The following is a 20,015-nucleotide window of genomic DNA, read 5'->3' as shown; positions in this document are numbered from 1 at the left end:
CAGTGCCCAGCCATGCCAGCGCGCGGATATCGAAGGTACTCGTAGCTAACCGAGGCGAGATCGCCGTTCGCGTGATCCGGGCGGCCAAGGATGCCGGAATCGGCAGCGTCGCGGTATATGCGGAGCCGGACGCCGATGCCCCATTCGTGAAGCTCGCCGATGAGGCCTTCGCCCTCGGCGGCCAGACCTCGGCCGAGTCGTACCTCGTCTTCGACAAGATCCTCGACGCCGCGGCCAGGTCCGGTGCCGACGCCATCCATCCCGGCTACGGATTCCTCTCCGAGAACGCCGATTTCGCCCAGGCTGTCATCGACGCCGGGCTGATCTGGATCGGCCCCTCGCCACAGTCCATCCGCGACCTGGGTGACAAGGTCACCGCGCGCCACATCGCCGAGCGCGCGAAGGCGCCGATGGCCGCGGGCACCAAGGATCCGGTCAAGAACGCGGCCGAAGTGGTCGAGTTCGCCGAACAGTACGGCGTGCCGGTCGCCATCAAGGCCGCCTTCGGTGGCGGTGGCCGCGGTATGAAGGTCGCGCACTCCATCGAGGAGATTCCGGAGCTGTTCGAATCCGCCACCCGTGAGGCGGTCGCCGCCTTCGGTCGCGGCGAATGCTTCGTCGAGCAGTATCTGGACCAGGCTCGCCACGTCGAGGCCCAGGTCATCGCCGACCAGCACGGCAATGTCGTGGTCGCCGGTACCCGCGACTGCTCGCTGCAGCGCCGCTTCCAGAAGTTGGTCGAGGAGGCCCCCGCGCCGTTCCTGACCGACGACCAGCGCGCGCGCATCCACGCCTCCGCCAAGGCCATCTGCAAGGAGGCCGGATACTACGGCGCGGGCACCGTGGAGTACCTCGTGCAGGGCGATACCGTCTCCTTCCTCGAGGTGAACACCCGCCTGCAGGTCGAGCACCCGGTCACCGAGGAGACCGCGGGTATCGACCTGGTGCGCCAGCAGTTCCGCATCGCCGAGGGCCACGAGCTGACGATCAAGGAGGATCCGACGCCGCGCGGTCACTCCTTCGAGTTCCGGATCAACGGTGAGGACGCCGGTCGCGGCTTCCTGCCCGCCCCCGGCCCGGTCGCGGTCTACTCCGAGCCGAGCGGCCCCGGTGTGCGCGTCGACTCCGGTGTGGTGCAGGGCAGTGTGATCGGCGGCCAGTTCGACTCGATGCTGGCCAAGCTGATCGTCACCGGCGAGAACCGCGAGCAGGCGCTGCAGCGGGCCCGCCGCGCGCTGGCCGAATTCCGCGTCGAGGGACTGGCTACCGTCATCCCGTTCCACCGCGCGATCGTCGAGGATCCGGCGTTCATCGGTGACGGCGAGAAGTTCGACGTCTACACCAAGTGGATCGAAAACGAGTGGGTCAACACCGTCGAGCCGTACACCCCGGCCGGTGTCACCGAGGACGAGGACGAGGACCTGCCGCGGCAGAAGGTCGTCGTCGAGGTCGGTGGGCGTCGGGTCGAGGTTTCGCTGCCCGGCAACTTCTCCGTCGGTGGCGGCGGTGCGGGTGCGGCGAGCAACGGCGCCGGTGTGATCCGCAAGAAGCCCAAGCCGCGCAAGCGTGGCGGCGCCGGTGCCGGCGCGGCCTCCGGTGACGCGGTCACCGCGCCGATGCAGGGCACCGTGGTGAAGGTCGCGGTCGAAGAGGGCCAGTCCGTCGAGGCCGGCGATCTGATCGTGGTGCTCGAGGCGATGAAGATGGAAAACCCGGTCAACGCGCACAAGTCGGGCGTGGTCACCGGACTGTCCGTCGAGGCGGGCGCGGCCATCACCCAGGGCACGGTGCTCGCGGAGATCAAGTAAGCGGTACCGCCGAGAGCGGGCGCGGACATCGGAGTCCGCGCCCGCTCTTTGTCGTTTGCGGCCGGATACCGGTGCGGTCGATCACGTAAACACTGGGCGAATACCAATTCGAGCGGGCGCTCGGGCAACGCTGTGTACGCCCGCCTTGTCGTATCGTGAATCGGGTGAGCCGTTCGACCGCTGTGCCGACCGTCGCGGAGGTCATCCGCGGCCGACGTGAATCCTCGTGCCGCGCCGACGGCCATCGCCTCGCATTGATCATCGAGGGCGGCGGCAGTCGCGGCGTCTACTCCAGCGGCATGGTGCAGGCCCTGGAAGAACTCGGGCTCGCCGCGATCTTCGACGCCGTCTACGGCACCTCGGCGGGCGCGATCAACGGCGCGTGGCTGTTGTGTGGACGTGCCGTGGCCGGCATGCGTTCCTGGACCGATCCGGTGATCATGCGGCGCGCGGTCGATCCGGCTCGGCTGCTGCGCGGACGCCCGGCCTTCGATCTGGACTACCTGGTGCACCAGGTGTACGACGGCATCGAGCCGATGGATTTTCCGGCGATTCTGGCCAACACCACCACCTTTCATCCCATCGGCACCGATACCCGCACCGGGCACGCCGTCGACTTGCATCGCCACATTGTCGACAAACACACGCTGATGACCGCGCTGCGCGCCTCGGCGGGGTTACCGATTCTCGCGGGGCCGCCAGTGCCGCTGGGCGATGCCGAGTATTTCGACGGCGGTCTGTCCGAAACAGTGCCGATCCGCACAGCGGTGCGCGATGGGACGACGCACGCGCTGGTGCTGCGCACCCGCCGCATCGATGAGCAAAGGCCACCCGCCCCGCGGCTGCACCAGGTGGTGGGCGGTAGCTATCTGCGGGTGCGCGCACCTGGGGCTTATCGCGCCTGGCTCCAGCGGCCACACCAGCAGTCCGTCGAGGACGGTTTTATGGCGAACCTCGGGGATGCGGTCCTACAGATCCATCCGCCTCTCGGCTCGCCTGATATCGATAGCGCTGCCCGCGACACCGCACTGCTCGCCGAGGCACTGACCATCGGACGCCGAGCCGTGCACACCTCCTTGGCCGCACTGGTCAGCTCGGTCGACAACGCACGCTGACCCGATATCGCGAGCATCGACCGGCGACCTCGGCCGCGTGACCGACGATTCCCCACCCGTACGTGCGTCGGTGATTGCCCAGATGAGGCTGTGCGATCAGCGCTGATCCGGTGTTGGGCGCAGCTAGTTCAGGTTGACGGTGACGCCATTGGACAGCATGAAGTCGTGGAGTTCGAGCTGGCTGGGGGTGACGTCCTGGGGGACGTCGAAGACCAGTTGGGTGGTGGCGGACTGGCCGGGTTGGAGTTCGAACGAGTAGCCGTAGCGGTGCTGGGTGGTCTGCCACATGGTGGCGATCGCATTGTGATCGACCTGGCGGCCCTGGGGGTCGGCGAGGCGTTGGCCCACGGGTAGGAACCATTTCGGCTCATCGGAGATATTGTGCACGTCGAGGGTGACGATGGAGTAGGTGCCGCCCGCGTTCTGCAATCCGATCCGCGAGATACCGGAATCCACTGCGGTGACCACGAATTCGAACTTCCCGTCACGCACCGGGGTGTTCAGGCCGGATAGCAGTGGCGCGGGTGGTTCGGCCGATTGCGCGGTGCCGTCATCGCGCACCGCGACCGATGGATCGCCGGTTCGCGGGCCGCCCCCGCTGCCGGTATTGCCGAAGGCGACCAGTGCCGCACAACCGGCCGCCAGCATGAACGGCGTCAGGAAGATGACGACGAGTGCGCCGATCATCCTGGCCAGGAAGGACTTCCGCCGTGGGCGACGGGGGGCTCTGCGCACGGGCGGCGGCGCAATCCACGGACGGCGCTGCGATACCGTCCACCGCGGGGCCACCGGCACTCGCCGCCCGGCTTTCCTCGGTTGCGGCACAGCCCGCCCGGCCGGAGTCGGCGGGCGAACGAGCGATCTCGGCTGCCCTGCGACACCGGGAACGCGCGGCGACCACGGCGAATTCTGTTGTGGTACAACACTTCCCACCGGTGCAATGGGTGGACCGGGTGCCAATCGAGTCGCGACCAGCGTTGGCGTCGGACCCGGCTCCGGCAGCACCTTCGTCGGCGAAAGCAGCTTCGGCGCCGACCCGACCAGTGGCGCTGCGGGTTCCGCCGATGCCGTCGCACGCGTCTCCACTCGCGTCGGTCTCGACTGCTCCTCAGCTAGCGGCCGCTCCGGCAGCACCTTCGTCGGTGGGAGCGGCTTCGGCGACTTGGCCAGTGACGCTACGGGTTCTACCGATGGTGTCGTCGCACGCGTCTCCACTCGCGTCGGTCTCGACTGCTCCTCGGCCACCGGTTCCTGCGAGAGCGGAGCATGCGACTGCGGGAGCGCGCCGTCCGACGCCTCGGCCGACGTGGCCTGCGGACGACCCGACTGCGCCGCCGACCCGGGTTCCGGCAGTACCTTTGTCGGTGGCAGCGGCTTCGGCGACTTGGCCAGTGGCGCTGCAGGTTCCGCCGATGTCATAGGCGCGTGCGTTTCCACTCGCGTCGGTCTCGGCTGTTGCGGCAGCGGAGTTTGCGACTGTGCGCCCTCGGCTGCCTCGGCCGACTCGGCCAGCGGTCGACCCGGCGCAGCCGGCGTCCGAGCCTGTGGCGTCGCCGACCCAGGCGTCGACGATTGCGGCACACCCGCGTGCGACAGCGCGCCCTCGTCCGAGGCAGCCAATGGCCGACCCGATGTGCTCGGCGGCTGGACCGACGGCGTCGCTGATCCGGGCGGCGATGACGGCGCGCCCGCGTGCGAGCGGCGTGATAGGGCGGTGGCCGCGTAGGCTGCGGCGGCGAATTGGCGTGCTGTCGGATAGCGCTGGGTTTGGTCCTTGGCCATGCCGCGGGCGAGCACCGCGTCCAGTTCCGTGGGTACTGCCGGGTTCACCGTCGATACGCGCGGCGGGTCGGTCATCAGGTGGCCGTGCATCTGGCGGGCCGGGTCGGTGTCGCCGTACGGGCGGCGGCCGGTGAGGCATTCGTAGAGGACGCAGGCGAGTGAGTAGACGTCGGAGCGGGCGTCGACGGTGCCGTTGAAGCGTTCCGGCGCCATATAGGCCCAGCTACCGATGGCCATTCCGGTGGCGGTGACGGCCGTCTGGCCCAGGCTCTGCGCGATGCCGAAGTCGATGAGATAGGCGTGGCCGCCGGTGCCGACCAGGATGTTCGACGGTTTGACGTCACGATGGATGAGCCCGGCCCGATGCGCCGCATCCAGGCCCGAGGCCACCTGCGTCACGAAGTCGACGGCCGCGACGGGCGTCAACGTGCCCACCCTGGTGAGCATTTCGGCCAGGTCGATGCCATCGATGTATTCCATATCGATGAACAACCGGCCGTCGAGATCCCCGAACCCGTGGATCCGCACGATATGCGGATGCCGCAGACCAGCCCCGAGCCGCGCCTCACGCTGAAACCGCTGCCGGTACTCCGAATTGGCGGCCACATGCTCGGCCAACACCTTCAGCGCGACCGTGCGCCCGCTGCCGGTGTCATGCGCCAGCCACACCGCCCCCATGCCACCGCGCCCGAGCAAACGGTCGAGCCGGTACTTCCCGAACTGTTCCCCCATCATTGACCTCCCGGTGGCCGCGCCGTTGCGGAGTGGGGCGGCAACCCGATCGAAACCGCATCGCCCGACCTCTCCCGACCCTAGCCCCGCCCCCGCCCCCCGACCAGTGTGACGTCCCCTACGTATTCCTACTCAGCGATCAGCCGGACAAGCGACCGGACGGCCGCCGAACAGCGGTAGCCGAAATCGCAGTACCGACGACACCTCCATACCGCGCGCATCGGCGTACGCGGTGATCAACGCCTACTTGCCCGGCTTCGCCGGCTTACCGTGTCCGTGTTTGCCGTTGCCCGGCTTATCACTGGCCGAATTGCCACCGCCCGAATTGCCGCCGCCTAGGTTGCCGGGAACCGAGTCACTGTTGCCCGAGTTCGCCGAGGCTGATTGCTCGCCTTCGGACCGCGATTCACCACCGGAGGACTGCGCCGGAATCCAATTCGCCGTGCTGCCACCCACAGACCGACAGACGAGCAATGTGCCGTCGCGTGCGACGGTATCGCCGTCGACGGCTGGATTACACGGCTGCCCAGCAATCGGGATAACCGCGTTCGGTGCCGCCGCCCGCACCGACTCGGCCGGGTGCGGTGTCGCGCTGGAATGGACCGGTGCCGACCGGGCCGGTGAGGGTGCGGCCGAACTTGTTTCAGCTCCGCCGGGCCGCCCGAGCCACAGCGCCCACCCGATCACACCGATCAGTGCCGCGATGACAGCAACCGCACGCCCCGGTCCCCCTGCCCACCCGAGCTCGCGATCACTCACCTGTCCATCGCCCCGAATCGATTCGTGCCGGTCCCCGAGTTCTTGCCTCGAGCCTGCCCCGTCCGACGCAGCCATCACCCGCGACTCGCCGGCCCCGCGGGACTCGGCCACACCCCATGGTTCGGGTAGCGCACTGGTCGTCGCCGCCGTGATCTCGACCGTCGACGCATCCCGCCCGGTTACCGCCGCATATGCGGCAGCGGCGAAGTCGCCTGCGCTGGGCCAGCGTTGGCTCGGGTCCTTGGCCATGGCGCGGGCGATTACGGTATCGAGGGCCACGGGCACAGCGGAGTTGGCCGCTGCGGCGCTGGGTGGCGTGGCCGCTAAGTGGGCGAACAGTTGCTGTGGGGCGTCTATGTTGCCGAAAGGCCTTTGGCCGGTGAGGCATTCGTAGAGGACGCAGGCCAGCGAATACTGGTCGGCCCTGGCGTCGGCGATGCCGTTGAAGCGTTCCGGCGCCATATATCCCAGGGTGCCGATCACATTGCCGTAGGTCGTGATCGCGGGCTGGTCGACGCGGTGCGCGATGCCGAAGTCGATCAGCTGGACGAAGCCGTCAGGACGCACCATGATGTTGGACGGTTTGACATCGCGGTGCGCCAGACCCGCCCGCTCGGCGGCATCGAGCGCCGTCGCGGTCTGCGCGATGATCGCCACGGCGCCCGCCGGAGCCATCGGCCCAGCACGCTGCAGCAGCGCCCCGACATCGGTGCCCTCGATGAACTCCATGTCGATATATAGTCGGCCGTCGAGTTCGCCGAAGGCGTGGATCGGCACCGTATGCGGCCCAGGCACCTGGGCCGCCAGGCGGGCCTCTCTGGTGAACCGCAGCCGATAGGTCGGATCCGCGGCGTGCGAGGCGGCCAACATCTTCAGCGCGACGGCGCGGTCGGCGACCGTATCCCACGCGAGCCAGACCTGCCCCGTGCCTCCGCCGCCGAGCAACCGGTCGAGACGGTAATGGCCGAACCACGTCTCGGACACGTCGAAACCTCCCACCAATCTTGCGCCTGCATCGAGACGTACCCCGAAATCCGTACCGCCATCGCGGAATCTGCGAAAACGACGCCGCGGCCGACTGATCTTGCCGCAGTCGGTCGGTTCGACGGCGCGAAATCCGAGGAGCGGGTCAGGATCGTGTTCAGCCTCAGCCGCTAGCCTTGCTGATATGAGTGACGTGCCCGAGATCCGCATCGGTACCGCGGAGCGTGAGCAGGCGATGCAGCGACTGTCCGATCATTTCGCCGCCGGGCGGCTCAGCGTGGCGGAATTCGATGAGCGCAGCGCCGTGGTCGCGGCCGCGCTGACCCGCGGTGACCTGGACAAAGTCTTCACCGACCTGCCCGAGCCCGCCCTGGCCACCGCCGCCGTACCGGCCAAGCGCGACTCCGGTTTCCTCGACGAATGGCCGGAGCGATTGATGGCGGTGATCCCGATCCTCGCGGTCATCCTCTTCTTCGTCACCGGCAGCTGGCTCTGGTTCCTGGCCATCCCACTGGCGGGCGCGCTGCTGTTCGGCGGTCGGCATGAGCAGCACCAGCGCGGCCGTCGCCAGCGTCGCCGCGGCCGCCGGGAGATCGAGGACTGATGGAGCCAGTCGAAATCAACGCGGGCACCTGGTATCTGCGCGCTCTGCGCGCCGACGACCGGATCGATGACCGCCCCGCCCTCGCCGACGGCGGCATCACCGACCCGGATTACGTCACTGTCCGCAGTGAGCAGTGGGATAACGAAACCCACTTCTCCTGGGCCGTCTGCGAACCCACCACCGCCGAACTGGTCGCCGAAATCGTCGTGACCCCCGGCCCCGACCAGACTGCCGAACTCACCGGCTGGTCCCGCCCCGGTTACGAACCCGCCCTCGAAACCGGCACCACCGCGGTCCGCCGTTTCGTCGAAGGCGGCCTCGGCCTCCAACTGCGCTGATTCAGCTACCGCATGACACCGGTGTGGCCCGTCGAATAACGTCCGGGCTGGGGCCAGATGGTGAGGCCGTGCGCGCCGCGCCCAACGGGGATGCGCGCCAACAGGTTCCAGTTCACGATATCGATGGCGTAGACCTCGCCGTGATGGCGACCGGAGACCCAGAAGACCCGGCCATCGGCGGAGATATTGCCCATGTCCGGACTGCCGCCGCCGGGGATGAACCACTTGTGCACCAGCGTGTTCGCGGCGAAATCCCACACGGAGATGCTGCCCTCGTGCCGGTTGGTGATCAGCATCTGCTTGGAGTCGCGCGTGACGTACAGACCGTGCGCCCCCTTACCGGTCGGCACGAAACCGGTGTTCTCCCACGACGATGCGTCGATGGTGTAGATGCCGTCGGCGACCATATCGGCGATGAAGAAGGTCCGCCCGTCCGGCGAGAGCTTGACGTCCTGTGGTTTCCCACCGCGGCCACCGGGCAGGTCGATCATCTTGACCACCGTGCGCTCGGCGACGTCGAAGACCAGCATCCGGCCGATGAATTCGCAACTGGCCAAGGCGAATCGGCCGTCGGCGGTGAAGTCCATATGGTCCACACCCGCGCAGTCGGGCACCGCCAGCGCGTGCACCTTCTGCCAGGTGTGCGGATCGTAGAAGTCCAGCGACTTGTCCGCCTCGGCGACAACGAGGGCGTATCGACCGTCCGGCGTGTAGTACATGTTGTAGGGGTCGCGGACCGGGAAGGGCGCACCGGGCTTACCGGTGCGCGGGTCGATCGGCAGCAGGCTGCCCCCGCCGATCGGCAGATCATTGGTGACATACAGCGTCTGCATGTCATAGGACGGCACCACATGCTGTGGCTCCCGTCCGCCCGCGGAGAATCTATCGATCACCTGGAAGGTCGCCGGATCGATCACCGATACCGAATGTGATTCGCTGTTCGGCACATAGACCAGCGGGCGATGATCGGCCACCGCCCGACTCAACTCCCGATTCGCCGCATACACATCGGTCGGCGACAGCGGCGGCGGCATGCCGGGCAAGAGGTTTTCCAGATGCGGCGGCGCCGCGCTGGTGGCTGGGATCGTGGTGGCGGGCGTCGTGGTGGCGGGCGGAATCGCGACGCCCGCCGATCCGGCCTCGCTGGCGGCACACCCCGCGACCGTCACGACGACGGCCAACGCGGCGATCAGTGGGTGGTTGGCGGCACCGATGGTCCCGCCCGATGGTGCGCAGTTTCGGTGATTGCGCTGTCGTTTCACGCGCTGCACCGTGCCAGGCGGTGGTGAAGACGAGATGACATGGGTGCGAAGCGTAGGCGTTGCCGCCGAGATTCCGTGGCAATCCGCGCCCAAGCGCGCGGATTGCCCGATTCTTCCTATCCGGCGTCGCTGAGCACCCGATCAATGGCGTCGACAGCGGCGTCCAACTCGGCCTCGGTGACGATGAGCGGCGGCCGGAACCGAATGCCGCAGTCGCCGGTGCCCAGGATCAACACGTGTTCGCGTTCGCGCAGCGTGGTCAGCAACTCGTCGCGCAACTCGGGGCCGGCCAGCGTGATCGCGCACATCAACCCGCGGCCGCGCGGTTCGGTGACCCGAGGATGATCCGCGGCGAGCTGTTCCAGCCGCCGCAGCAGATGCGCGCCGAGCGGTCCTGACCGCTCGATCAACTCATCGTGCTCGAGCACCTCGAGGATGCGCCGAGACCGCACCATATCGGTGAGGTTGCCGCCCCAGGTGGAATTGAGCCGAGAGCTGACCACGAAGACGTTATCGGGCACCTCGTCCACGCGCCCGCCCGCCATTACGCCGCAGACCTGGGTCTTCTTTCCGAATGCGACCACATCCGGCGCGAGCCCGAGTTGTTGGTAGGCCCAAGTGGTTCCGGTCATCCCGACGCCGGTCTGCACCTCGTCGAGGACGAACAGCGCGTCGTTCTCGTGGCACAGGCGCTGCACGGCCTGCAGGAACTCCGCGCGCAGATGACGGTCGCCGCCCTCGCCCTGGATCGGTTCGGCGATGAAACACGCTATGTCGTGCGGGTTTTCGGCGAAGGCACGTCGCGCCTGGTCGAGCGCCTGTGCCTCGGCGGCGGCGATGTCGACACCGTCGGCCAGGAACGGCGCGTCGATGCGCGGCCAATCGAACTTGGGAAAGCGAGCCGTCTTCACCGGATCGGTATTGGTCAGCGACATGGTGTAGCCGGTGCGGCCGTGGAACGCGCCGGTCAGATGCAGCACCTTGGTGCCGAGTTCCGGTGCGCGGCCGTGGGATTCGTTGTGCCGGCTCTTCCAGTCGAACGCGATCTTGAGCGCGTTCTCCACCGCGACTCCGCCGCCGTCGATGAAGAACAGGTGCGGTAGCCGGGGATCGCCCAGCACGCGCGCGAAAGTCTGTACGAAGCGGGCCATTTCGACGGTGTACATGTCGGAGTTGCTCGGCTTGTTGAGCGCCGCCGCGCCCAGTTCCGCCCGGAATTCTTCGTCCTCGGCCAGGGCGGGATGGTTCATGCCGAGGGCGTTCGAGGCGAAGAAACCGAACATGTCGAGGTAGGAGCTGCCATCTCGTTCGTCGACGATCCGGCAGCCACGGGATTTCCGTAGGTCCAGCACCAGGTCGAATCCGTCGGCGAGGATGTGCGCCGACAAAATCTCGTGTACCCGGGTGGCGGGGGTGACCGGTGCAGTGCCACTCCCCGCGCGGGTGCGCTCCAGTTCGATGGTCACACCCGTAGGGTAAGGGAATCTTTACGAAAGTTCTACACAACAATCGTAGTAATTCCGGCCATATGGCTATCTATCGTAGAATGTCTGCAAGATGATGGTGCTTCGAGTTCGCACGTTGGCGGTCGCCCTGATCTCCTGCAGCAACTGCTCGAGGTGCCGAGGAGAGGCCACCCGCACCAGCAGTACGTAACTCTCGTCACCGGCCACGGAATGGCATGCCTCGATTCCCGGGATATGTTGCAGCACCGCGGGCGCGTCGTCGGGTTGCGAGGGGTCGAGAGGAGTGATTGCGACGAATGCCGACAACAACTGTCCGAGCGCCTCGGGGTCGACATGCGCCGTGTAGCCACGAATCACCCCGCGTGCCTCTAGTCTGCGGACCCGCGATTGCACAGCCGAGACCGATAAGCTCGCCTTTTCGGCCAGATTCGACAGGGTGGCGCGACCATCGGCCATCAGTTCACGAATCAGCAGGCGATCGATGTCATCGAGTACGGGTCTTGCCGGTGTATCCGCCATCAGCGAAGGCTAACTCAGCGGACCCGACTCGTGGCGAAAACCTCCACTCGTTAACTCCCCGTACCCATTCGACCTGGACCAGCGACCCAAAGCTACTGCGGAGCAATCGATGACACATACGCTCGACGACCACCTGACCAAGGATCTGTCCGCACGCGCGGCGGAGCTGTTGCGCGCGATCGGCGCGGATACGCCCGTTGCGGGCGAACTGCCCGCGCGGACGCCGATCACTGGCGGCACGCTGCTGACCATGCCCGCGGACTCGCTCGACGAGGTGGACGCGGCGATCGGCAGAGCCGCCGCGGCCTTTCGGAGCTGGCGCACCGTGCCCGCGCCGGTACGGGCCGGGGTGGTGCGACGGCTGGCCGAGCTGTTGACCGCGCACAAGGCCGAACTCGGCGAGCTGGTCACCCTGGAGGCGGGCAAGATCGGCGCCGAGGCCGTCGGCGAGGTGCAGGAGATGATCGACATCTGCGAATTCGCGATCGGGTTGTCGCGGCAGTTGTACGGCAGGACCATGCCCTCGGAGCGGCCGGGACATCGGCTGCTGGAGACCTGGCATCCACTCGGCGTGGTCGGGGTGATCTCGGCGTTCAACTTCCCGGTCGCGGTATGGGCGTGGAATACCGCGCTCGCGCTGGTGTGCGGTGACACGGTGGTGTGGAAGCCGTCGGAGACGACACCGCTGACGGCGCTGGCCTGCCACACGCTGTTGCGCCGCGCGGCGGCCGATGTCGGCGCGGATCCCGACGTACACCAACTGATTCAGGGTGCCGCGGAGGTCGGGTCCCGGCTGGTCGACGACGAGCGGGTGGCGCTGGTTAGCGCGACCGGTTCGGTGCGCATGGGCCGCATCGTCGCGCCGCGGGTGGCCGCTCGGTTCGGGCGGTGCCTACTGGAGTTGGGCGGCAATAATGGCGCGATCGTCACGCCGACAGCCGATTTGGAGCTCGCGGCGCGCGGGATCGTATTCGCGGCGGCGGGCACGGCCGGGCAGCGCTGTACGACACTGCGCAGGCTGATCGTGCACGCCGATGTGGTCGGACCGCTGCTGGATCGGGTGGCTGGCGCGTATCGGCAACTGCGCGTGGGCAATCCGCTCGACGACGGTGTGCTGGTAGGTCCGCTGATCAACCGGCGGGCCTATGAGGGCATGCGTGCGGCGATCGACCAGGCGCTGGCCGACGGTGGTGAATTGGTCTGCGGCGGTGAACGAGTGGACGGCTTCGGCGACGACGCCTTCTACGTGCGTCCCGCCATCGTGCGGATGCCCGCGCAGACCGCCGTGGTCCGCGCGGAGACCTTCGCGCCGATCCTCTACGTGCTGAACTACCACGACTTTGACGCCGCAGTCGAGCTGCACAACGATGTGCCGCAAGGACTTTCCTCCGCCGTATTCACCGCCGACCAGCGCGAGGCCGAACGCTTCCTGGCCGCCGACGGCTCCGACTGCGGTATCGCCAATGTCAATATCGGCACCTCCGGCGCGGAGATCGGCGGCGCGTTCGGCGGCGAGAAACAGACCGGTGGTGGACGCGAATCCGGCTCGGACTCCTGGCAGGCCTACATGCGCCGCGCCACCAACACCATCAACTACTCCGACCAGTTGCCCTTGGCCCAGGGCATCCAATTCGGCTGAACCACCGCCCAGCTCAGCCGCGCGATAAATCGCTCGCGCGTCCCCAGGACCCCGCGTAATCTTCAAACAACGACGCAGGGTGGAGCAGTTCGGTAGCTCGCTGGGCTCATAACCCAGAGGTCACAGGTTCGAATCCGGTCCCTGCTACTGCAGGTCCGGGCCGGTCGGTTTATAAACCGACTGGCCCGGACCGTTTTTTGTGTACATCGACCGGCGCAGCGATCGCCTGCGTGTCGTGACCGAGTGTCGGTAACGAGGCGTCTGCTGACTCGATGGAATCTGCGCCAGGTCACAGACATTCGCAACCCGATCTGGCTCAGCCTGATGGGGAAATATGCAGCACCGTCCTTACGCGCTTCTGGTTACCAGCGTCGGTCTCGCAGGCACTTTCGTGCTTCTACTCGGTGGGTGCGCATCGCCACCGACCGGGCCCGGACTCACCACCGCGGCCGTGGCATCCAGCACCGCACCGAAAACCACGACATCCACCGCGACGACGACCACCACCACTGCGGCCGCACCGACACCATCCGCAACACCACCACCGGCCGCCGTGTCGATCCCGCCCACGACCACGGCCTACACCCCGCCCGCGGCAGCATCACCACCTGCCGCGGTAGCTCCACCCGTCGCGGAAAGCCGCACAGCCGGCTGCGGCGCGGATTCCTATGTCAACTCCGACGGTCAGTGCGTGCACCGCCCGCAATCCGCCCCGGCCGCACCGCCCGGCGCGACCGCTCGCTGCGGCGATGGCACCTACAGCTACAGCCAGCACCGTTCGGGGACGTGCTCGCACCACGGCGGGGTCGCCAACTGGCTCTGAGCAGGCCGATGCCGTGGGCCGGGGTACAGTGCCCGGCCCACGGACTAAACCTGCGGTGGTTCGATACCCAAGTCGCGCAGGCTGTTTCGGTACAGCTCGACATTCGCGAGTTTGATGTCCTCGTAGCCGCGCACGATATCGGGGAGTGCGGCGACCTGGGCCGCGCGGTCATAGCTCGACTGATCGAGGTCGGCGGCGAGTTCGGCCACCATTTCGGTGTAGTGCGACAGTAGGGTTCGTTCGACGCGGCGCAGGTGGGCGTAGCCGAAGGGGTCGAACTTGGTGCCACGCAGGCGCTTTCCCTTGGCCAGTAACCGCAGGGCGAGGTGGCTGCGAGGGCCGAGGCCGATCTTCTTCTTGCGGCCCATGGCGCGCAGAATGGGTGGGTGCAGGCGGTAGGTGAGGTTGGCGCCGTCGGGGAGTTGGTCGGTGACCTCGTCCAGGAAGGTGGGATCGGTCAGGCGGCGGGCGACTTCGTATTCGTCCTTGTAGGCGGTGAATTTGTAGAGGCCGCGCGCCACCTGCTCGCTGAATTCGGTGCGATCGGTGACGCGCCGCTCGGCAGCCCAGACGCATTGCACGGTGCCGACATAGTCTCGGGCGATCCGCACGCCTTGGAAGCCGATCAGCTCGGCGGCGCGCAGTTCGAGCAGACGCCTGGTCTCACCCGTCGCGGTCACCCCGTCGAAAAGGTCTGCCGGAATGGTGGTTTCGGCGCGTTTGCGCGTCTTGCGGGTGGTGACCGCGGCGAATTCATCCGGTCGGGCGATCGCCGCACGACCCCAGCGGAATGCCGCGATATTGGCGTTCACCGCGACACCGTTGATCTCGATGGCCTCCTCGATCGCCGACGCGGGCAAACGCAGGCCGCCGATCTGGTAGGCGGCGCCGACGAGCAGGAAGTTGGCGGCCGCGGTATTGCCGAACAACACCTCTGCGGCGGCCAGCGCGTCGAACGAGCGCACCGACCGCGAGACCTGTTCGAGCCGGGAAAGCAGCTCGCGCTCTTCGGGATACGCGACGGACTTGTCGTAGACCATGGCACCGGTCGGGGTCTTGCTGGTCGACGCGACGGATAGGGTGCTCTGCTTCGAGCCGTAGGCCAGGTTCTTGTTGTCGGTAGCGGTGAGCAGGTCGAAGGCGACGATGCAGTCGGCCGAACCGGGGGTCAGCCGGTTCGCCGGTTCCAGTTCGCCGGTCGCGAAGCGCAGGTGCGAGACAACGGGTCCGGCCTTCTGGCTCAGTCCGATCTGATCCAGGCTCGCCACCTCGTATCCGGCGCGCAGCGCGGCGGTCGCCAGCACCTGGTTCACGGTGACGATGCCGGTACCGCCGATGCCCGCGAGAAAGACGTTCTGGGTGGTCGCCGGGGCGACATTCGGCAGGTCGGGCAGGTCCGGCGGCTCGGGGCGTCGAGCTCCCTTGCGCTTCTCGGCTTTCGCCGGATCCGGCAGTTCTACGGTGACGAATGACGGGCAGTCACCGTCCATGCAGCTGTAGTCGGTGTTGCACGAGGTCTGATCGATGCGGGTCTTGCGGCCGAACTCGGTATCGACCGGCTGCACCGACAGGCAGTTGCTCTTGACGCCGCAGTCGCCGCAGCCCTCGCACACCGCCTCATTGATGACCACCCGGGTCCGCCGGGCCGGCAGTGTGCCCCGCTTGCGCCGGCGGCGCGCGTCGGCGGCGCAGTGCTGGTCGTAGATGAGCACGGTCACGCCGGGAATCTCGCGCAGCGCGCGCTGGGCTTCGTCGAGCCGATCCCGGTGCCAGAGCCGGGTTCCGGCGGCCAGATCGCGCTTGCGGTACTTCTTCGGATCGTCGGCGCAGATGATGATCTGGCGGACACCCTCGGTGCTGAGCTTGTGGGTCAGCATCGGCACCGCGAGCGCGCCCTCGGCGTCCTGCGCGCCGGTCATTGCGACGACGTCGTTGTAGAGCAGCTTGTAGGTGATGTTCACCCCGGCGGCGATACACGCCTGCACGGCGAGTTGGCCGGAGTGGAAAAATGTTCCGTCACCGATGTTCTGGAACAGATGCGGCACCGAGGTGAACGGGGCCTGCCCGATCCACTGCGCGCCCTCACCGCCCATCTGGGTCAGCCCGGTGACCTTGCTGTCCGCGCGGTCCGACATCGTCACCATGGTGTGGCAGCCGATGCCGCCACCGGCCAGCGACCCCTCCGGTACCGCGGTGGACCGGTTGTGCGGGCAGCCGCTGCAGAAGTAGGCGGCACGCTTGGCTGGCAAAACCGCAAGCGACAGCGGCTGCGGCAAGGGACGTTTCATCTCCAGGTGGTCCTGCAGCGAACGACGCAGGGGCGCGACGATCCGGCCCGAGGTGAGTTCGCCATCCTGGGCGAACAGCGGCCGATTCTCGGCATCGCGCTTGCCGATGATGCGCGGCGCATTGGTTGTGCCGTACAGGATTTCGCGGATCTGGGTTTCGATGAAGGCGGTCTTGTCCTCGACGACCACGATGCACTCCAGCCCCGCGGCGAACTGCCGGACGCGTTCGGGCGCAATGGGATACGGCATGCCGATGCGCAGCAGCCGGACCCCGGCGCGCACGAGCGCGTCATCGTCGACGCCGAGATCGACCAACGCCTGGCGCACGGCGTCGAAGGTGGTTCCGGTGGCGGCGATGCCGATGGTGCCGCGCGCCGGATTCACCTCGATGACATCGAGTTCGTTGAGCGTGCTGTAGGCCTTGACCATTTCCCAGCGCGGTCCGTGCAGATCCGCCTCGGCGATCACGCTGTCCGTCGGCGCGGCCATCGGCCGCTGCAGATAGGTGAACGGCCTACCCTCCCACTCGATTTCGGGCACGGTGAGGTCGATATCGCCGACTGTGCCGTCGACCGTCCACGCGCCATCGGCCACATCGGCGACGATCTTCAGCGCTACCGGACAGCCCGACGCCCGCGAGAGGGCGACACCATGCAGACCCATCGTGATGATCTCGCGCGCATTGCGCGGAAACAGCACCGGAATGCCCATCGCGGCCAGCGAACGCTCACTCACCGCGGGCACGGTGGAGGATTTGGAAGCCGGGTCGTCACCGACCAGCAACAGCACGCCGCCACGGGCGTTGACGCCGTACATATTGGCGTGCCGCAACGCATCCGTCGCGCGATCGAGTCCAGGCCCCTTGCCATACCAGACCCCGACCACCCCGTCATGCGTCGCATTGCCCGCGGGCAGATCGGCCTGACTCCCCCACACCGAGGTCGCGGCGAGCTCCTCGTTCAAACCCGGTACGAAGGAAATATCGTGCTCGGCCAGCACATTCGGCATTCCGTTCAGCATCTTGTCGACGCCGCCGAGCGGGCTGCCCTGATATCCGGATACGAAGGTGCCGACCCGGCGCCCGGCGCGCAGATCACGAACATGCTGCTCGACCAGCTGTCGAGCGATCGCCTGGACGCCGGTGAGGACAACGGTGCCCGCGCCGACGCGGTAGCGGTCGGCAAGGTCATAGGGGGCTGGGATCAGTTCGCGGTCCGCGAGCTCGGTCATGTAGTCCACCCGTCCGCGAGGCGCCGATCGGGCGCTTCGCTTCGTTGAGCATTTGTTGCTGCCATCCTGTCCCTGAAGAGCTGAACGCACAACCGACATGCGACATGTTGAGCAGACTGCTCAATCTCAGTAACTCATAGTGGGCACGAGCTATGCAGGATGCGAGGTGTGATGTGACCTCGGCCACGTGACTCCGGCCGCGCGCGTGCGGATGATCAACGCCATAGCGGACCGCCTGGGTGCGCCGTGATTTCGACCAGCCGCGGGTGGGTCGGCGCTGTGACCTATCTCATTTCATCGTGTTCATTTCGCGGGACCGCACACCCTGCGCTAATTTCGCAGCAGATGGTGCCGCTCACTGCGGCAACCGGGTGGCCGCGGAGCCGAAGGCGGTGCGAGGAATCTGCCGCGATCGGCTCGCGTTCGGCTCGGCCGCCGGTTTCTTCTTCCCATCCGCGTAGTGCACGACGTAGTGCACTGCGGTTTCCCCTTGTAGTGCCGGTCCGTCCGATATCGGCCGAGGTGTCGGGACCTTCGGCATCCGGATGCCTTCTACACACCACCCGCCGAACTCGGTGCGCTGAAACCCGGCGATGTGGTGCGCACCCGCAAGATCGACACCGGCCTCTATGTCGGCACCGAGGGGTGGCAGGTGGCGTTCCGCTCCACCAACTCCCTCGGCAACCCCGTCATGGGCATCACCACTGTGCTGCTCCCGGTCGGTGTCAAGAATCCGCCCTTGGTCTCCTATCAGGCGCTGATCAATTCCCTTGGTACCCAGTGCAGTCCGTCTCGGTCGCTGTTCAACGGGGAATTGCAGGACGCGGTCGGCGCGATGCTGCCGATCGGACGCGGCTGGGCGATCTCGCTGCCCGATTACCTCGGCCCCACCTCCGCCTATGGCGCGGCGCGCTTGAGCGGCATGATGACCCTGGACAGCGTCAAGGCCGTACAGAAGGTCAACGACCTCGGTCTGGCCGACTCGCCGGTCGCGATCGCCGGCTACTCCGGCGGCGGCATGGCCACCGCGTGGGCGGCCGCGCTACAGCCCAGCTACGCCCCCGACCTGAAGCTCGCCGCCGCGGTCGCGGGCGGCATTCCCGCCGACCTGGAGGAGATGGCGCTCGCACTCGGCTTCAATCCGCACCCCGGCTTCGGGCTGGCCTTCGCCGCCGCCATGGGCCTGGAGCGCGAATACCCGAACCGGCTGCCGATTTCGGATCAACTCAACGACAACGGTCTGTGGTTCCGGGAATTCACACACGACGCGTGCCGCCGCTTCCTGCTCTTCCACGGCATCTTCCGCAGCGCCGAGCAGATGGCCGCGTCCAAGAGTCTGATGGACAGCCCGGAAGCGCGAGCGGTGCTGCGCGAGAACAGCTTGCGCCTCTACCCCGGCGTCCCGACCGTACCCACCTACATCTGGCAGGGCCGATTCGATACCCTCACCTTCTTCAACCCGGTGGCCGAGGTGGCCGAACGTTATTGCCGCGCCGGAGCTCCGGTCGATTTCCATCCCTATGACATCGCCGAACACATGACGACGGCCGTGGCCGGCTTCTTCGACGCTTGGAATTACGTGGAGGCCCGCTTCCGCGGCGATCCGGTGCCGACCAGCTGCTGAACCGGTCGACGAACAGCGGCCCCGCGACGAAGTTCGGCGAGGTGACCGATCTGCTCGCGGCGGGTGAGAACCTCGACGATCAGCTGGAGCGGTTCCAGGGGTGGGCCGAGCGAACCATCGGCGATGTCGGCTGGACGCTGCTCGAGTTCGAATTCGCCACGGTTGCTCGCGACGATCCGGAGTTGCAGGCCGCGCTGGTCTCCAGCCTCGCCATGATGCGCGGCGCGGTCGCGGCGCAAGTGCAGACGCTCTCGGACACGATCGGGATCCCGCTGCCGATGCCCGCCGAAGATGCCGCGACCACGATCCTGAGCATGGGGATCGGCCTCGGCATGCAACGTGCCGTCGATCCGTCGATACCGGCTCGGCTGATCACCGATGCGGTCCGCATGCTGGTCACCGTCAGGGTCGGACCGCTGCCTGGCGTCACGCCGTGAAGTGCAACGTCCATTCGCCGCGGTAGTGCAGCCGGGTGACGCTGCCCGGCGGAATGTCGATCCGCCAGAATGATTTCGGCGGTGCGTCCAGGGTCACCAGCATCGCCGCGCGGATCACCGCCGGATGCGTGACCGCGACGGTCGACATGCCCTCGGACGCGATTTCGGCCATCCAGTACCTGGTCCGCTCGACCACATCGACCACGGATTCACCGCCGTGACCAGAGAAGTGCGGGTCGGTCAGCCAGGCGTATAGCTCGTCCTGCGGCACCGACATCAGTTCACCACCACGCCACGCACCGGCGTCCAGATCGCGCAGCCGGGTGTCCTCCTCGCCCGGGAGTCCCATCAGCGCGGCGGTTTCGACGGCCCGGCGCTCGGGTCCGGTGAGCACTCTGGCCGCGGTCAGGCGTCCACACGACGCGATTGCTCGGCGACCGGCCTCGGTCAGCGATTCGTCTACTGGAAAACGTGCCTTTCGCATCGCCTCGGTCATGCCATGGCTGACCAGGTCGAGTCTGAGCACCTTTTGCACGGTTGGAAGCGTACGGCGCAACGCTGGTGGCCGTACTTCGATTGCCAACCCTTCGCTCGGACAGTTGACC

The 20,015-nt window shown here is 67.2% G+C and carries 16 protein-coding genes, 1 tRNA gene and 1 pseudogene; 9 read left to right on the top strand and 9 right to left on the bottom strand.

The window, feature by feature from the left end:
* The first annotated feature begins 2 nt into the window (after positions 1–2).
* Both OG874_RS41360 and OG874_RS41355 read left to right on the top strand, forming a co-directional pair.
* Entirely contained in the window at positions 3–1,808 is a 1,806-nt protein-coding gene (locus OG874_RS41360; protein ID WP_330252457.1) for an acetyl/propionyl/methylcrotonyl-CoA carboxylase subunit alpha, read from the top strand.
* 164 nt (positions 1,809–1,972) lie between these two features.
* Complete coding sequence (locus OG874_RS41355) at positions 1,973–2,923, top strand: patatin-like phospholipase family protein (RefSeq protein ID WP_330252456.1); 951 nt, start codon at positions 1,973–1,975, stop codon at positions 2,921–2,923.
* Positions 2,924–3,046: 123 nt separating this feature from the next.
* On the opposite strand, the gene OG874_RS41350 is transcribed toward OG874_RS41355, so the two are convergent.
* Both OG874_RS41350 and OG874_RS41345 read right to left on the bottom strand, forming a co-directional pair.
* Positions 3,047–5,437 carry a serine/threonine-protein kinase gene (locus tag OG874_RS41350; protein WP_330252455.1) on the bottom strand — a complete coding sequence of 797 codons (2,391 nt, stop codon included), beginning with the start codon at positions 5,435–5,437 and terminating at the stop codon, positions 3,047–3,049.
* A 243-nt stretch (positions 5,438–5,680) separates the two neighbouring features.
* A complete protein-coding gene (locus OG874_RS41345) occupies positions 5,681–7,180 on the bottom strand; it encodes a serine/threonine-protein kinase (protein ID WP_330252454.1) in 1,500 nt (499 codons plus the stop codon).
* A 184-nt stretch (positions 7,181–7,364) separates the two neighbouring features.
* On the opposite strand from OG874_RS41345, the gene OG874_RS41340 reads away from it, so the two are divergent.
* Both OG874_RS41340 and OG874_RS41335 read left to right on the top strand, forming a co-directional pair.
* On the top strand, positions 7,365–7,784 hold the full coding sequence (locus tag OG874_RS41340; protein ID WP_330252453.1) for a DUF1707 SHOCT-like domain-containing protein: 420 nt from the start codon (positions 7,365–7,367) through the stop codon (positions 7,782–7,784).
* Entirely contained in the window at positions 7,784–8,122 is a 339-nt protein-coding gene (locus OG874_RS41335; RefSeq protein ID WP_330252452.1) for a hypothetical protein, read from the top strand. Before OG874_RS41340 ends, OG874_RS41335 begins: the two co-directional genes overlap by 1 nt.
* Before the next feature lie 5 nt (positions 8,123–8,127).
* On the opposite strand, the gene OG874_RS41330 is transcribed toward OG874_RS41335, so the two are convergent.
* The 3 genes from OG874_RS41330 to OG874_RS41320 all read right to left on the bottom strand — a co-directional run bounded on the left by OG874_RS41330 (position 8,128) and on the right by OG874_RS41320 (position 11,369).
* Positions 8,128–9,384: a YVTN family beta-propeller repeat protein gene (locus OG874_RS41330; protein ID WP_330252451.1), complete on the bottom strand. Its 1,257-nt coding sequence runs from the start codon at positions 9,382–9,384 to the stop codon at positions 8,128–8,130.
* Positions 9,385–9,500: 116 nt separating this feature from the next.
* Positions 9,501–10,850, bottom strand: coding sequence for an L-lysine 6-transaminase (gene lat, locus OG874_RS41325; protein ID WP_330252450.1), 1,350 nt, complete (start codon positions 10,848–10,850; stop codon positions 9,501–9,503).
* Between the two features lie 66 nt (positions 10,851–10,916).
* A complete protein-coding gene (locus OG874_RS41320; protein WP_040686931.1) occupies positions 10,917–11,369 on the bottom strand; it encodes an Lrp/AsnC family transcriptional regulator in 453 nt (150 codons plus the stop codon).
* Positions 11,370–11,478: 109 nt separating this feature from the next.
* On the opposite strand from OG874_RS41320, the gene amaB reads away from it, so the two are divergent.
* Both amaB and OG874_RS41310 read left to right on the top strand, forming a co-directional pair.
* Entirely contained in the window at positions 11,479–13,008 is a 1,530-nt protein-coding gene (amaB, locus tag OG874_RS41315; protein WP_330252449.1) for an L-piperidine-6-carboxylate dehydrogenase, read from the top strand.
* A gap of 73 nt (positions 13,009–13,081) precedes the next feature.
* Positions 13,082–13,155, top strand: a tRNA-Met gene (locus tag OG874_RS41310).
* A gap of 201 nt (positions 13,156–13,356) precedes the next feature.
* Here the strand turns inward: OG874_RS41310 and OG874_RS41305 are convergent.
* Positions 13,357–13,578 (bottom strand): hypothetical protein, encoded by a 222-nt coding sequence (locus OG874_RS41305; protein ID WP_330257707.1) that lies wholly within the window; start codon positions 13,576–13,578, stop codon positions 13,357–13,359.
* Between OG874_RS41305 and OG874_RS41300 the strand changes: the two genes are divergently transcribed.
* On the top strand, positions 13,562–13,831 hold the full coding sequence (locus OG874_RS41300) for a DUF3761 domain-containing protein (protein ID WP_330257636.1): 270 nt from the start codon (positions 13,562–13,564) through the stop codon (positions 13,829–13,831). The genes OG874_RS41305 and OG874_RS41300 overlap by 17 nt on opposite strands.
* Positions 13,832–13,875: 44 nt before the next feature.
* Here OG874_RS41300 and OG874_RS41295 read toward each other — a convergent pair whose 3' ends face one another.
* Complete coding sequence (locus OG874_RS41295; RefSeq protein WP_330252448.1) at positions 13,876–17,349, bottom strand: indolepyruvate ferredoxin oxidoreductase family protein; 3,474 nt, start codon at positions 17,347–17,349, stop codon at positions 13,876–13,878.
* A 355-nt stretch (positions 17,350–17,704) separates the two neighbouring features.
* Positions 17,705–17,890: a hypothetical protein gene (locus tag OG874_RS41290; RefSeq protein WP_330252447.1), complete on the bottom strand. Its 186-nt coding sequence runs from the start codon at positions 17,888–17,890 to the stop codon at positions 17,705–17,707.
* Between OG874_RS41290 and OG874_RS41285 the strand changes: the two are divergent.
* Positions 17,891–18,973, top strand: a pseudogene (locus tag OG874_RS41285) (lipase family protein); the annotation flags it as partial. It abuts the gene before it with no gap.
* Between the two features lie 41 nt (positions 18,974–19,014).
* Positions 19,015–19,410 (top strand): hypothetical protein, encoded by a 396-nt coding sequence (locus OG874_RS41280; protein WP_330252446.1) that lies wholly within the window; start codon positions 19,015–19,017, stop codon positions 19,408–19,410.
* On the opposite strand, the gene OG874_RS41275 is transcribed toward OG874_RS41280, so the two are convergent.
* Positions 19,400–19,945, bottom strand: a complete 546-nt coding sequence (locus OG874_RS41275; RefSeq protein ID WP_330252445.1) for a histidine phosphatase family protein — start codon at positions 19,943–19,945, stop codon at positions 19,400–19,402. The genes OG874_RS41280 and OG874_RS41275 overlap by 11 nt on opposite strands.
* Between the last annotated feature and the right edge of the window lie 70 nt (positions 19,946–20,015).

This window comes from Nocardia sp. NBC_00565, from assembly GCF_036345915.1.
Lineage (GTDB): Bacteria > Actinomycetota > Actinomycetes > Mycobacteriales > Mycobacteriaceae > Nocardia.
The sequence above is the reverse complement of the archived record's forward strand: the minus strand, read 5'-3'. Positions and strand labels throughout refer to the sequence as shown.

What these genes read in the sequence shown, in the direction of transcription:
- OG874_RS41350 (WP_330252455.1), bottom strand. Translation starts at nt 5,437, where the DNA reads ATGGGGGAACAGTTCGGGAAGTACCGGCTCGACCGTTTGCTCGGGCGC.
- OG874_RS41340 (WP_330252453.1), top strand. Translation starts at nt 7,365, where the DNA reads ATGAGTGACGTGCCCGAGATCCGCATCGGTACCGCGGAGCGTGAGCAG.
- OG874_RS41335 (WP_330252452.1), top strand. Translation starts at nt 7,784, where the DNA reads ATGGAGCCAGTCGAAATCAACGCGGGCACCTGGTATCTGCGCGCTCTG.
- OG874_RS41320 (WP_040686931.1), bottom strand. Translation starts at nt 11,369, where the DNA reads ATGGCGGATACACCGGCAAGACCCGTACTCGATGACATCGATCGCCTG.
- amaB (WP_330252449.1), top strand. Translation starts at nt 11,479, where the DNA reads ATGACACATACGCTCGACGACCACCTGACCAAGGATCTGTCCGCACGC.
- OG874_RS41295 (WP_330252448.1), bottom strand. Translation starts at nt 17,349, where the DNA reads ATGACCGAGCTCGCGGACCGCGAACTGATCCCAGCCCCCTATGACCTT.
- OG874_RS41290 (WP_330252447.1), bottom strand. Translation starts at nt 17,890, where the DNA reads ATGCCGAAGGTCCCGACACCTCGGCCGATATCGGACGGACCGGCACTA.